General features: G+C 58.3%; 11 protein-coding genes and 2 pseudogenes. 7 read left to right on the forward strand and 6 right to left on the reverse strand.

What is annotated here, in order from left to right; all coding sequences use genetic code 11:
• Nucleotides 1-50 precede the first annotated feature (50 nt).
• Both ACWI0H_RS08955 and ACWI0H_RS08960 read left to right on the forward strand, forming a co-directional pair.
• Nucleotides 51-1,304 (forward strand): annotated as a pseudogene (locus ACWI0H_RS08955) (IS256 family transposase).
• A 24-nt stretch (nt 1,305-1,328) separates the two neighbouring features.
• Nucleotides 1,329-1,682 (forward strand): annotated as a pseudogene (locus ACWI0H_RS08960) (integrase core domain-containing protein); the annotation flags it as partial.
• A 120-nt stretch (nt 1,683-1,802) separates the two neighbouring features.
• Here ACWI0H_RS08960 and ACWI0H_RS08965 read toward each other — a convergent pair.
• From ACWI0H_RS08965 to ACWI0H_RS08990, 6 genes are all read right to left on the reverse strand, one after another.
• On the reverse strand, nt 1,803-4,454 hold the full coding sequence (locus ACWI0H_RS08965; RefSeq protein WP_101146950.1) for an excinuclease ABC subunit UvrA: 2,652 nt from the start codon (nt 4,452-4,454) through the stop codon (nt 1,803-1,805).
• Between the two features lie 58 nt (nt 4,455-4,512).
• Entirely contained in the window at nt 4,513-5,847 is a 1,335-nt protein-coding gene (locus ACWI0H_RS08970; RefSeq protein WP_101146949.1) for a DUF3422 family protein, read from the reverse strand.
• A 185-nt stretch (nt 5,848-6,032) separates the two neighbouring features.
• The gene (locus ACWI0H_RS08975; protein ID WP_101146948.1) at nt 6,033-6,431 is read right to left on the reverse strand and encodes a VOC family protein; all 399 of its coding nucleotides are present in this window, start codon (nt 6,429-6,431) and stop codon (nt 6,033-6,035) included.
• A 43-nt stretch (nt 6,432-6,474) separates the two neighbouring features.
• Nucleotides 6,475-7,584 carry an S-(hydroxymethyl)glutathione dehydrogenase/class III alcohol dehydrogenase gene (locus ACWI0H_RS08980; protein ID WP_003291553.1) on the reverse strand — a complete coding sequence of 370 codons (1,110 nt, stop codon included), beginning with the start codon at nt 7,582-7,584 and terminating at the stop codon, nt 6,475-6,477.
• Nucleotides 7,585-7,643: 59 nt separating this feature from the next.
• Nucleotides 7,644-7,868: a metal-sensing transcriptional repressor gene (locus ACWI0H_RS08985; protein ID WP_012218028.1), complete on the reverse strand. Its 225-nt coding sequence runs from the start codon at nt 7,866-7,868 to the stop codon at nt 7,644-7,646.
• 60 nt (nt 7,869-7,928) lie between these two features.
• A complete protein-coding gene (locus ACWI0H_RS08990) occupies nt 7,929-8,708 on the reverse strand; it encodes an SDR family oxidoreductase (RefSeq protein WP_232774929.1) in 780 nt (259 codons plus the stop codon).
• Between the two features lie 108 nt (nt 8,709-8,816).
• On the opposite strand from ACWI0H_RS08990, the gene ACWI0H_RS08995 reads away from it, so the two are divergent.
• The 5 genes from ACWI0H_RS08995 to ACWI0H_RS09015 all read left to right on the forward strand — a co-directional run bounded on the left by ACWI0H_RS08995 (nt 8,817) and on the right by ACWI0H_RS09015 (nt 13,959).
• On the forward strand, nt 8,817-9,731 hold the full coding sequence (locus tag ACWI0H_RS08995; RefSeq protein ID WP_101146947.1) for a LysR family transcriptional regulator: 915 nt from the start codon (nt 8,817-8,819) through the stop codon (nt 9,729-9,731).
• 409 nt (nt 9,732-10,140) lie between these two features.
• On the forward strand, nt 10,141-11,265 hold the full coding sequence (locus ACWI0H_RS09000; protein WP_485875932.1) for an alkene reductase: 1,125 nt from the start codon (nt 10,141-10,143) through the stop codon (nt 11,263-11,265).
• A gap of 66 nt (nt 11,266-11,331) precedes the next feature.
• Nucleotides 11,332-12,315, forward strand: a complete 984-nt coding sequence (locus ACWI0H_RS09005; RefSeq protein WP_485875933.1) for an LLM class oxidoreductase — start codon at nt 11,332-11,334, stop codon at nt 12,313-12,315.
• Between the two features lie 136 nt (nt 12,316-12,451).
• Entirely contained in the window at nt 12,452-12,757 is a 306-nt protein-coding gene (locus tag ACWI0H_RS09010) for an ArsR/SmtB family transcription factor (protein WP_284453721.1), read from the forward strand.
• A 212-nt stretch (nt 12,758-12,969) separates the two neighbouring features.
• Nucleotides 12,970-13,959 carry a zinc-dependent alcohol dehydrogenase family protein gene (locus ACWI0H_RS09015; RefSeq protein ID WP_485875934.1) on the forward strand — a complete coding sequence of 330 codons (990 nt, stop codon included), beginning with the start codon at nt 12,970-12,972 and terminating at the stop codon, nt 13,957-13,959.
• Nucleotides 13,960-14,142: the final 183 nt, after the last annotated feature.

The raw sequence follows: 14,142 nt of genomic DNA on the forward strand, positions 1-14,142 counted from the left end.
CCTGTTGATTGATCACGACCAAGATCTCAATCAACAGAAGGTGATACGCCATGACCAAGTCTACCCTGAGAGCTCTTTCACAACCAGAAGAACAGGTGACAGATCCGCTGACAGAGTTGCTGCGCAACGGTGCCCGCGAACTGATCGCTTAGGCCGTAGAAGCTGAACTTCAGGTGTTACTGGAGCAGCATGCTGAACATCGACTGCCGGATGGCCGCAAGGCCGTGGTGCGCAATGGCTATTTGCCAGAGCGCACGGTCCAGACGGGTACCGGCGATGTCGAGATCAAGGTGCCGAAGGTCAGGGATCGTAGCGGTTCCGGCGTCCGCTTCAACAGCTCTCTGTTGCCGCCGTACCTGAAGCGCGCCCGGAGTGTCGAAGAGCTGCTGCCCTGGCTGTATCTGAAGGGCGTGAGTACGGGCGATTACCAGGATGCGCTGTCCGCGTTGCTGGGCGATCAGGCCAAGGGGCTTTCCGCCAATACCATCAGTCGGTTGAAGCAGCACTGGATTGACGAGCACCGCGGCTGGTGTCAGCGTGATCTTAGCCAGAAGCGGTATGTGTACTGGTGGGCGGATGGCATCTACAGCAACGTACGCATGGATAATCGCCTCTGCCTGCTGGTGATCATCGGCGTCACAGAGCACGGCCGCAAGGAGCTGGTCGCCGTTGAGGACGGCTTTCGCGAGTCAGAAGCCAGTTGGTCAGAGCTGCTGCTGGGCCTGCGTGAGCGAGGCCTGACGACAAGTCCTAAGCTGGCGGTCGGTGACGGTGCTCTTGGGTTCTGGAAAGCAGTGGCCAAGTGTTACCCCGATACCCGTCATCAGCGCTGCTGGGTGCACAAGACAGCCAATATCCTGTCTGCACTGCCGAAGTCCGTTCAACCCAAGGTGAAGGCGGCACTGCATGATATATGGATGGCAGAGACACAGGACGAGGCACACAAAGCCTTTGACCGGGCGCTGGTTCGCTTCGAGTCGAAGTATCCTGGTGCCATGGAGCGCCTGCGCAAGGATCGGGAAGAACTGCTGGCGTTCTACGACTTCCCGGCAGAGCATTGGGTTCACATCCGGACAACCAATCCGATCGAATCCACGTTCGCGACTGTCCGGCTGAGAACCAAACGAGCGCGAAACTGCGGCTCGCGAGAGACCACGCTGGCGATGGTCTACAAGCTGCTGGAGTCAGCCCAGAAGAACTGGAAGCGGATCAAAGGATTTAATCTGCTGACTCTCGTGGTCAACAACGTGAAGTTCAAGGACGGCGAACAAGTACAGGATCAATCAGACAGGAACGTGGCCTGATGTCCGTACACCAGATTTGACAATAACTCCGATAATCCGTTTGCAGAGTCACTGTTCCGAACCTGCAAATATCGGCCGGACTGGCCATCAGCAGGCTTTAAAAGCCTTGATGAAGCAAGGGGATGGGTGCTGAAGTTTACGCGGTGGTACAACTACGAGCATAAGCACAGTAAGTTGCGGTTCGTCATGCCACATCAGCGCCATACAGGGCAGGATGTTGCGATACTGGCTCAATGCAAAGAACGAATTGAAGCCGCTAAAGCAGCTAACCCAAGTCGTTGGGGAAACCGCGAGGTTAGGAACTGCACACCAGTGGGACCGACAACGCTGAATCCTGAAAAACAGCAGACTAAACAGATAGAAAAAAAGGCCGCTTAAAACGGTCAATGGTGACAACTAACTTAAAAAACGCCGCTCAACTAGCCAAGATAGTTGTCATCAACAGGTCATCCTAATTGTCGCAAGCATCCAAATGGCCTGAACATTTGGCGAACTAAGCTACTCGGCCCGCGCTAACTCCCGTGCCAGGAACGGAGCGGTTCGGCTGCCAGACTTTCGGGCCACCTGCTGAGGGGAGCCCGCCACCACGATGCTGCCGCCGGCAGCGCCCGCGCCTGGCCCTACGTCGATCACCCAGTCGGCTTGGGCCACCGCACGCATGTCGTGCTCGATCATCACTACGGTATTGCCGGCATCGACCAGGCGCTGCAACTGCACCAGCAGCCGGTCGGCATCCGAGGCGTGCAGCCCGGTGGTCGGCTCGTCGAGCACGTACAGGCTTCGGCCGCGCTGGCTGCGCTGAAGCTCGGTCGCCAGCTTGATGCGCTGCGCCTCGCCACCGGAAAGCTCGGTGGCCGGTTGCCCCAGGGGCAGATAGCCCAGTCCGATGTCGCGCAGCAGTTGCAGGGGCCTTGCCACCGCGTCTTCACCCGCGAAGAATTCGCTGGCCTCGTCCACGGTCATCTGCAGCACCTCGGCGATGTTGCGCCCGTTCCACTGCACCTTCAGCGTGGCCTCGTTGTAGCGCGCGCCATGGCAGGCCGGGCACGGCGCGTACACGCTGGGCATGAACAGCAGTTCCACGCTAACGAAACCCTCGCCCTCGCAAGTCTCGCAGCGCCCCTTGGCGACGTTGAACGAGAACCGTCCGGCATCATAGCGGCGGCGTCGGGCATCGGGCGTGGCGGCGAACAGCTTGCGCACATGGTCGAACAGACCCGTGTAGGTAGCCAGGTTCGACCGCGGCGTGCGCCCGATCGGCTTCTGGTCTACCTGCACCTGGCGCTGTATGGCGTCCACGTCGCCCGCCAGATGGCCGCCGGTCGCTTCGACCACTGCCGGCCCTTCGCTGGTGGCGCTTTCGGCGGCATCGTCTTCAGGCTCGTGGCCCAGGTGCAGCAGCACCAATTCCGGCAGGGCCTGCGCGATGAGGCTGGATTTGCCGGAGCCAGAGATGCCGGTAACGGCTGTCAGCACGCCCAGCGGAATGCGCGCATCCACGCCATGCAGGTTATGGCGGTGGATGCCCTGCAGCTCCAACCAGCCGGTTGCTTCGCGTGCTCGGCTTCCGGGTGCGGGAATTTCGTCGAACAGGTAACGTGCAGTACGCGATTCGGCAATCTTGCGCAGCCCATCCGGCTCGCCGCTGTAGAGCACGCGGCCGCCACGCTCCCCGGCATCCGGCCCGACATCCACGAGCCATTGCGCGCGGCGCATCAGGTCCAGGTCGTGCTCCACCACAAACACCGAGTTGCCCGCGTCGCGCAGCCGGTCGAGTGCATCGTACAGGGCCTGGCTGTCGGAGGGATGCAGGCCCGCCGAGGGTTCGTCGAGTACGTACACGACGCCGAACAGCAGGGAACTTAATTGCGTGGCCAACCGCAAGCGTTGCAACTCGCCGGCCGAAAGCGTCGGCGTGGCCCGGTCCAGCGTCAGGTAGCCCAGGCCTAGCTCGCGCAGTTGGTGCAGGCGCGCCATCACGCCTCCAGCCAGGCGCTGCGCGGCGAGGCGCTTTTCTTCCGACAGCGCGGAGGTATGGCGCACGTCGGGCGATACCGCATGGACCGCATGGCCGGTGGCAGCGCGTTCGGCACGCTCGCGCCGGGTCGATTCCTTGTCTGTAGCCGCACCCGCTGCATGGGCGCGGAAATCGCCCTGTGCGATGGGTTCGAGCAATGCCGCCAAGTGGTCCAGCGGCATCTGCATAAACGCGCCGATGTCCACCCCAGCGAAGGTAACCGACAGCGCTTCGGGCTTGAGCCTCTTGCCGTGGCAGGTAGGGCACGGTTTGCCCTCCATGAACCGGGATACGCGCTTTCTCATCAGCGCGCTCTGGGTATTGGCAAAGGTGTGCAACACATACCGCCGGGCGCCGGTGAAGGTGCCCATGTAGCTCGGCTCCATCTTGCGTTTGAGCGCGGTGCGGGTTTCGGCAGGCGTGAAACCGGCGTACACCGGCACCGTTGGTGTTTCCTCGGTGAACAGAATCCAGTCGCGATCCTTTTTTGGCAGGTCCTTCCACGGCCGGTCAACGTCGTAGCCCATGCTGACCAGGATGTCGCGCAGGTTCTGGCCCTGCCAGGCGGGTGGCCAGGAAGCAATCGCCCGCTCACGGATGCTCAGGGAGGGGTCGGGCACCATGTTCGCCTCGGTCACCTCGTACACATGACCCAAGCCGTGGCAGGTCGGGCACGCCCCCTGCGGCGTGTTCGGCGAAAAATCCTCGGCGTAGAGCATCGGCTGGTTGGCGGGATAGGCGCCGGCGCGCGAATACATCATCCGCACCAGGCTGGACAGGGTGGTCACACTGCCCACGGAGGAACGCGCATTGCTGGCCCCCCGCTGCTGCTGCAGCGCCACCGCTGGTGGCAGGCCGTCGATCGCATCTACGTCCGGCACGCCCGCCTGGTCGATCAGGCGCCGTGCATAGGGGGCCACCGACTCAAAGTAGCGTCGCTGCGCCTCAGCATAGATGGTGCCGAAGGCCAGCGAGGACTTCCCGGAGCCGGAGACACCCGAGAACACCACCAGCGCATTCCGCGGGATAGAGACGTCCACCTCTTTGAGGTTGTTCTCACGCGCGCCACGCACCTGCACGAGGCCGCTGGCCGCAGCGGTACAAGAGGATTCACCGAAAGAATTGCTTGGCATGTTGTTCTCCTCTGTTCAAACGGACGGCGCAGCTATCCCGTGCCAGGACGGCAGCTCGTCAGGAAGGTTTCTCTTCCGCCGCCGTGTCGCTGTGGGCGTGTCTTATCCTGCGGACGATCCACCAGATCGTCAGCATCACCGCAGGTACCAGAACCGCCATCACCTGCGCCACGCTGTCGTGAACGAGCGGAATGCCCTTGAGCAGGTAGCCGAGAAGACTCACGACGTAATAAGAAATTGCCGCGACCGACAGGCCTTCGACGGTTTGCTGAAGGCGCAATTGCAACTTGGCCCGGTTATTCATCGAAGCCAGCAGATCGCGGTTCTGGCGTTCAAGTTCGACGTCGATCCACGAACGCAGCAACGCGATGGCTCGGGTCAGTTTGTCGGAGAGCTTGGCCTGGCGCTCCTTTACGGATTGGCACTCCCGCATGGCTGGAGCGATGCGACGCTGCAGGAAATCCGCCCAGGTGCTGTATCCGGATACGGCCACTTCTGAAAGCGCAGCCAGCCTTTCCTCGACGATCTCGTAGTAGGCACGGCTGGCGCCGAAGCGATAGAGATTTGCCGCGATGCCAGCTTCCAGTTCGGCGGCCAGACCTGTCAATTCGGAAAGCAGCACGTCGCTATCGCGGCGTTCTACCAAATTCGTACACATCTCGTCAGTGATCGCAGCAAGCCGCGACTCCATGTGTCGCAGCTCCGACGTCATCGATCGCGTCAACGGCAGAGACAGCAACGCCAAGGTACGGTACGTCTCGATCTCCAATAGAAGTTGAGCCAGCGCACCTGCCCGCGCCGGGGTCAAATCACGAGCAAGGATGAGGATCTGCGTCAGGCCATCCTCATCCTGTCGGAAGTCGGTCAAGATGGCGGCAGAGCCGTTCTCTACCAGCGAGTAGCACAGGCTGGCAGGATCGAAGCGATCAGCCTCCTTCTCCGTTTCTGGTATCCACGGAAGAAGTCTCAAGCGGATGCCGGATATGACCGGGCCCGGAGGAACAAATCCATGTTTGAAGGGATTTTCTCCGCAAGGCTCTCCCGTCTTGGAATCCAGCGAAGCGCACCAGAGATACGTGGAGAACTCGGTGTGCTTTTCACAGTGAAGGTCTCCCTCATCCCATGTCATGCCGTGTAGCGGCGTAGCGTGGTCGGGCTCGGCAACGCCCAAGCGATGAGACAACTCGCTCATCGCCATCTGATCCCTGGTCTGGTCACCTTCGGTCATGAAAGCGAGCTGCAATATACCGCGGGGGGCCTCAAGCAACAGATGCGGGCGCGCATGCACTTCACCCACGGCTGCAGCACGATCGGCATAAGCCGGCATGCCGTACACGGTGGCGGTTGGGGTGGGTTGTACGGTCATCGTATTGATATTGGCCGGCTCTTTCATAACGACCTCATTTCTCATTGGTTGAAAAGCACGCTTCAAAACAAATGCCCGCAGCCATGTGTTTCGCACATGGCTGCGGGCCGATCTTCATGAGCAGGCACCGCGTTACACAGTCCGTCTAACAGGCTCACCGTATAATAGAGGCTTGTGCTGACCCTGTCAGAACGCTCTCAGCTTCCTTGCTTTCAGACGAAGGTGTACGAGCAGATCTTGTTGCCCGCCGGATCACGCAGGTAGGCCGCATAGGCACCCGGCAGGTGACCACGTGCGCCAGGCTGGCCCTCGTCAGTGCCGCCTGCGGCAAGGCCGGCGGCGTGGAAGGCATCCACTTCAGCGGGAGTGGCGGCCGCAAAGCCGATCGTCACGCCGTTGCTGGAAGGCGCTTCACCATTGCCCGGGCGGGCGATGATGAAAGCCGGCTTTTCGCGACCGAAAAGTACCCATCCGTTGTTGAAAGGACCGAGGTTCTTGATGCCAAGAGCACCCAGAGCGGCGTCGTAGAACGCGACCGACTTCTGAAGGTCGGCAGCGCCGATAAAGATGTGCGAAAAGATGCCATCGCCAGAAATGACAGGAGTGGACATGATTAATTTCCTTGGTGGTTGGTGTTGAATGGGTAGTGGGCGGTCAGTAGTGGATCACCGTGCGAATCGACTTGCCTTCATGCATCAGGTCGAAGGCCTTGTTGATGTCGTCGAGGCCCATGGTGTGGGTGACGAACGGGGCGAGATCGATCTCGCCTTTCATTGCGTCCTCCACCATGCCGGGAAGTTGAGTGCGGCCCTTGACCCCGCCGAAAGCCGAGCCCTTCCAGGTGCGACCGGTGATCAACTGGAACGGGCGCGTCGAAATTTCCTTGCCTGCACCAGCCACGCCGATGACGATCGACTGGCCCCAGCCACGATGTGCTGCTTCCAGTGCCGAGCGCATCACGTTGACGTTGCCGATGCACTCGAAGGTGTGATCGACACCCCAACCGGTCATCTCGATGAGAACCTCGTGAATCGGCTTGTCGAAGTCCTTCGGGTTGAGGCATTCGGTCGCGCCGAAGGTACGAGCCAGCTCGAACTTCGCTGGATTGGTGTCGATGGCGATGATGCGACCTGCCTTGGCCTGGCGTGCCCCCTGAATCGCAGCGAGCCCGATACCGCCGAGGCCGAAGATGGCCACAGAGTCACCCGGCTGAACCTTGGCCGTGTTGTGAACAGCGCCGATGCCGGTGGTCACACCGCAACCCAGCAGGCAAACATGCTCGGGATTGGCGTCCGGGTTGATCTTGGCCAGCGAGACCTCGGCCACCACGGTGTATTCGGAGAAGGTCGAGCAGCCCATGTAGTGGTATATCGGCTGGCCGTTGTAGCTGAAGCGGGTAGTGCCATCGGGCATCACGCCCTTGCCTTGGGTGGCGCGCACCGCCACGCACAGGTTGGTCTTGCCGCTCTTGCAGAACAGGCACTCACCGCACTCGGCGGTGTACAGCGGGATCACGTGGTCACCCGGCTTGACCGAGGTCACGCCCTCGCCGACCTCGACCACGATGCCGGCCCCCTCATGGCCCAGCACCGCCGGGAACACGCCTTCCGGGTCCTCGCCCGACAGGGTGAAGGCGTCGGTATGGCAAACGCCGGTATTCGTGATCCTGACAAGCACCTCGCCCTTGCGCGGCGGCTCGACGTCGATCTCGACGATTTCCAGTGGCTTTCCAGGCCCGAAGGCAACTGCTGCACGTGATTTCATGATGTCGCTTCCTTTACTAGCTAACTAAGTTTTCCCTCACCGAGGGTACCCTGGCGCCTCTACCGCAGGTAGGAGCGGACGATGGAGATGGTCTCGTCAATGGACTTGTTCTGCGAATCGCTCCTGATTTCGCTACTGGGAAACTCTTCCCTTAGATAGCTCTCCAGAACCGTTGCCATCAATCCGTTGACAGCTCCACGAACAGCCGCAAGCTGCTGAAGAATTGCAGGGCATTCAGCACCTGCATCGAGCGCTTGCTTCTTTTCTTCCGGGCCATGTGGCACTCACCGCTTTTCACTCCAGATAAGCGGGGCCTGACGCCGAAGAGACAGGCCCTCAACTCATTAGAATTCCTGCACGGTTGGGCGCAGAACGATCTCGTTAATATCCACGTCAGCAGGCTGCTCAATTGCGAAGGCGATAGCTCGCGCGACGGATTCGGCGGGAATTGCATGCTTGTAGAAATCCACCACGAAATCGCGGCTCTGTTGGTGGGTGCTGCCGAATTTCAGTTCGGAGTCCACGGCGCCCGGCTCGATAGTCGTGGTGCGGATGCTGCCACCGACTTCGTGACGCAGTCCTTCGGAGATAGCCCGCACAGCAAACTTGGTGCCACTGTACACGGTGCCACCCGGGCTGAACACCTTCACGCCTGCAACCGATGCGATGTTGATGAAGTGACCACTGTTTTGTTTCTGGAAGACTGGCAATGCAGCCGCGACTCCGTACAGCAGACCCTTGATGTTAATATCGATCATGCGATCCCACTCGTCAGTGCGAGTATCGCTGAGCGGTGCAATCGCCATCAGTCCGGCATTGTTGATCAGTACATCAATGCGACCGTAGGTGTCCACGGCACCTTGAATGAGTGTTTTGACCTCTTCCTGAGAGGTGACATCGGTCTGATACGCGATTGCCTGACCACCTGCATTGGTCAGCTCAGCCACCAATGCGTCGAGTTTATCTTTGCGGCGTGCAGCCAGCACTACGCGAGCGCCAAGCGCAGCAAGGTGGCGTGCAGTAACCTCACCCAGGCCGCTACTGGCACCGGTGATAACGACAACTTTTCCAGAAATGTTATTGCTCATGCTAAGAACCTCATCGGTGGTTTTATACTTCGCCATGGTTGGTTAACCTGGCAGTGCGCAAACTTTAGACCCATGATTGATCTCAATAAATGGAAATGATTGGATTATGCTATTCCTGAAAATGGAATAAATGGGAGGGGCAACATGCTTAACCGCATGGAGATGGTCAGGATTTTTTGCACAGCAGCAGAGGCAGGTAGCTTCCGCGAAGCGGCAACTCGATTAGGCATCTCCCCACAAGGGGTGACTCGAGCCATTCAAGCCCTGGAAACTGAGCTTGGCGAATCACTGTTCCACCGCAATACCCGCCAGGTGAGCATCACTGCTTTCGGTCAGGATTACGCCAAAGATGCCAGGTCAGCTCTGGATCATTTCGATACGCTATTCCGGTCGCACAGGACGGAGCCTGAGCTGTCAGGTAGGGTGGGGATTACGGCGCCACATGCTATTGGCAGGCGCTTCCTAATACCGTTTCTTCAGCCCCTGGCCGCTGCACATCCTGACCTGCAATTCGATCTCCGCTTGGAAGATCAGATGACTGATGCCGTTGAAGCGCATATCGATATTGGTATCCGGGTGGGGGTTATTCGCGACCGGCGCTACGTTGCACGTGCCTTAGCTCCCGTGCCGTTTTACGTTGTCGCGTGCCCGTCTCTCATAGGCCAAAAGACACCACCTGAATCTTTGGATGCCTTAGCTAAGCTGCCACTTTCAGTCCTGATCGACCGGAAAAATGGCCGCCCTTGGCCTTGGCTATTTGCCGACGGGCAAACGTTCGCGCCCAGGCAGCCAGCGCTTATCTGTGATGATCCAGATACGGAATTGGAAGCCACCCTGGCAGGCATGTGTTTTGGCCAAATTCCTGCCTATCTGGCTGAGCCTCATCTGCGGTCAGGAAAGCTGGTTGCCGTTTTGGCTGATCACGCTCCAGCACCATGGGATCTGTTCATATACCGCCCGCAGCAGGGTCCTGTATCGAAGCGGGTGCGATTGGTGTACGACCACCTTAAGCAGGCTTTCTCAAACCCCAGGCTATTTCCCCAGGGCCTGGGGGAATAGCCTGAGACTCATAGACAACCCTGGTGCGAAGCACGGCGCGTTCCCAGCTGATCCAGAAGTGAGCTGCAAGGGCGTGAAAATATGCATACGTGCCGGAAATAATAGCGACATATTGACATATATAGATATTGCGAATAGCCTTGACTCGTAACCCGCACTAGAAACCTCAGGTGGTACCCCCATGAAAGATTCCAGCGATACCTACCATGAGACCTCAGCCCATGCCCCTTTGGTGGCGATAAGAAATCTGGCCCAGGACGGGAAACTCACAAGTCAATGCTGGAAGCCTACAGCCAGAAGAAGAATATCTACGTCAGCCTCAACGAAGCACCGCTAGGCTCTTCAGAGCTCGTTGATCCATGTTTTTCGACCTACGACATCGAATATTTTAGATATGCAGGTAAGCAAAATGACACACTCAGAACTTTTTAAAACCACTCAGCTGGGCCCATACACCCTCAAGAACCGTATCGTTCTGCCGCCACTGACGCGTTCGCGCAGCTCCCAACCCGGCAATATTGCGAACGACCTGATGGCCACCTATTACCGTCAGCGCAGCGGTGCTGGCTTCATGGTGACCGAGGGCACACAGATTGAGCCCCGAGGACAGGGTTATGCCTGGACACCCGGCATTCATAGCCCGGAACAGATACAAGGCTGGCGTAAGGTCACCGACGCTGTTCACGCCGAAGGAGGGGTGATCTTTGCTCAACTTTGGCATGTGGGCCGCGTGTCGCACACATCGCTGCAACCCGGTGGTGAAGCACCCGTCGCGCCATCAGCCATCCGCGCGGACAACGTCAAGGTGTTCATCGAAACTGGCCCCGGCACGGGTACACTGGCCGACCCTTCGACCCCACGAACCCTGTCCACCGAGGAGGTAAAGGAACTGGTTGAGCTCTACGCCCAAGCAGCCCGAAATGCTCTGGAAGCAGGTTTTGACGGGGTGGAGCTTCACTGCGCGAACGGGTACCTGGTAAACCAGTTCATTTCGGCCCATACCAACCAGCGTGATGATGAATATGGCGGTTCGCTGCAGAATCGTCTTCGTTTCCTGCGCGAAATCACCCTCGCCGTTGCTGGTGTGGTCGGCAAGGAGCGCGTGGGCGTTCGCTTCGCCCCGCTGTTCGCGACCACAGACGAAGAGCGCGTCTACCTTGGTCTGGTCGAAGAAGATCCTCATCAAACCTACATCGAGGCAGTGAAGATCCTCGAGGAAGTGGGCATAGCCTACCTGTCGCTCGCCGAAGCCGATTGGGAAAACGCACCCGAGCTGCCTGAGACGTTCCGGGAAGCTGTTCGTAAGACCTTCAGCGGCAAGATTATCTATGCCGGCAGGTACACCGCTGAACGAGCAAATCGCGTGATAAAAGCTGGCTGGGGCGACCTGATCGCTTTTGGCCGCCCCTTCATTGCGAACCCCGACCTGCCCGCGCGTATCGCCAACAACTGGCCGCTTAACCCAGTTGATCCAAGCAGCATGTACGGCGGTACCGATAAGGGCTACACCGACTATCCTACTTACACACCCTAAGCGCTCAGAGCCACGCCCCATAACTCAGGGGCGTGGCTCAGCGTTTGCTGACCGAGGAAGTTAAGCATGTACCAACCGAGCACGACTCCCTACCAAGAGCATAGGGGATTCAAACGGACCTTCAGGCAGGGGCATCTAAGCCTTGGGCTGTTCTTTCCCCTGGAGGCTTTCCAGGGTGATACACCGAGCATGCTGGATCAGGTCGCGCTGTCCAAACGTGCAGAGGCACTAGGTTTTTCGGCGCTCTGGTTTCGCGACGTCCCACTCAGGGACCCAAGCTTCGGCGATGTCGGCCAGGTTTTCGACCCTTGGGTGTATCTGGGCTACATCGCAGCCCATACAACAAAAATCGCACTAGGCACCGCCTCCATCGCCCTTACGTTGCGTAATCCCTTGCACACGGCAAAGGCCGCAGCGAGCATTGATCAGTTGAGCGGAGGTCGTTTGCTCCTGGGAGTAGCCTCTGGCGATCGTCCCGTGGAGTTTCCCGCATTCAGCGTTGATCCAGAAAAGCGTGGCGAGACCTTTCAAGAAAACTTCAATGTGATACGCCAAGCCCATCGAACACACTTCGAGCCCATTCGCTGGAGTCACGGCGAGTTACTGGGGGCCGATCTCGTCCCCAAACCTACGACTCGGGAAATACCGCTATTCGTAACCGGACATAGCCGCCAGTCGCTCGATTGGATCGCCCGTGAAAGCCATGGATGGATCAACTATCCACGTCCGCCAAAAATGCAGCGACTCATCGTGGAAGATTGGCGACAGGAAACGGCTAAACAATGTGGCACTATCTACAAGCCGTTCTTGCAATCGCTGTATATCGACCTGGATGAACACCCATCCACACCACCCTCGCCTATCCATCTAGGATTCCGGCTGGGACGTAACTACCTTCTGGCCTTGCTGGATGCACTTCAGGAAATCGGTGTAGATCACGTCATCCTGAACCTCAAGTATGGTAAACGCCCCGCAGCAGAGGTTATCGAGGAACTTGGCAAACATATCGTCCCGCAATTCGGCGCGCAGGTGCCCGATAGTCCTACCTGACAGGGCAATAGGATTCCACTCCAAGCCTGCCCATCACTGCGAAGGGCAGGCGCGGAGATCATGGTGAAGCCTTCCAATTTGCTGCGTAAATCAGGAAGATATCCAGATAGCGGAAAAGAGTAGGTATAAAAAATTCATGACTATTGACGTCAACGAAGCCCTGAAAGCATTAGCGAACCCGATGCGCCTTACCATCCTCAATTGGCTCAAGGAGCCCAGGACAGCCTTTCCCGGGCAGGAGGTCGATCCAGAAACGGTAGGCGTGTGCGTCAGTATCATCCAAGAGCGCACGGGCCTCTCTCAGTCAACGACATCGCTTTATCTCGCAGCTCTACAGCGAGCGCAATTGGTGACATCGCAGCGGATCGGCCCTTGGACCTACTACAAGCGCCACGATGAGAATATCGATGCCTTCCTCAAGGCGCTGAAAGAAAGAATCTAGGTATGCAGACCCAGGAAGTCATGGTGCATTCTTCAGCCCTCATCAGGAGGGTGCGCCATGGCTACAGGTCTTCATACTTTGACAGCCGCCAAGTAATACGCCGTCGTAGGCCATTATTTAGCGCCAACCAATGACTAAATTTTTGTTACCTTTCGAGTGCCCGGATACTTTCCGGATGTACGTCGAGGCCCATTGATAAACGAGGTATCTATATGGCACGCATTGTCAGAATTCATGAATACGGTGACGCCAGCGTTCTGAAGCTGGAGGATCTGGAAGTATCGGCACCAGCAGCAAACGAGGTGCAGATTAGTGTTAAAGCTATTGGCTTGAACCGAGCCGAAGTGATGTTCCGCAATCACGCATACCTACAAGAAGCGCAGTTCCCCAGCCGCTTAGGCTACGAGGCCGCAGGCATCGTAACGGCAGTTGGGAGCGACGTAACCGAGATCACTATTGGTGACTCGGTCGCTCTGATCCCACCTTTGGATATTGCTCGCTGGGGCACCTACGGCGAGTTGGCCAATGTACCAGCCCACCTGGTGGTAAAGAGCCCTGAGAACTTGTCCTTTGAAGAGGCTGCGGCGTCTTGGATGCAGTACGTCACCGCCTGGGGAGCATTGATTGAACAGGCGAAGCTACGGCAGGGCGATTTTGTCATCGTTACCGCCGCGTCAAGCAGTGTTGGCTTGGCCGCCTTCCAAATAGCTCGAATGGTCGGCGCCACATCGATTGCGATCACTCGAACTCACGCGAAGAAGCAAGCCCTGCTTGATGCAGGCGCTGCGCATGTCATCGTCAGCGATGAAGAGGATATCGTCGAGCGTGTTATGACGATAACTGCCGGTCAAGGCGCTCGCGTTGTATTTGATCCTGTAGGCGGGCCGTCCTTCGAACCTCTCACGCAGAGCATGGCGCGGGGCGGAATTTTGCTGGTGTACGGCGCACTCAGCTCTGAACCGACACCATTTCCACTGTTTACCGTGCTGGGCAAAAGCCTGACTTTGAAGGGTTATCTCTACGCAGAGATTGTGGCCGACCCTGAAGCCCTGGAGAGAGCGAAGGCTTTTATTCTGCAAGGGTTGAAGTCCGGCGCGTTGCGCCCGATCATCGCAAAGACATTCGCACTTAGCGACATCCAGGATGCCCATCGTTTCCTTGAAGCCAATCAGCAGATCGGCAAGATCGTGGTAACTGTCTGACCAGCAATTATGGGGCTGAGAGCGTAATCCTTCGGCCCCGATTCAAGCCAGCCCTGATGACCGCTTTTGGCCGATTCTGTGTATCCGTCCGGCCAACACACCTTCCTGGCCCCGACGCCAAAGGCGATGGTGTCCACCTGATTTAAGTGGACACCATTTCTAGCTTTTTAAGCCGCTGGGCAA

The organism is Halomonas sp. NYA30 (assembly GCF_976980765.1).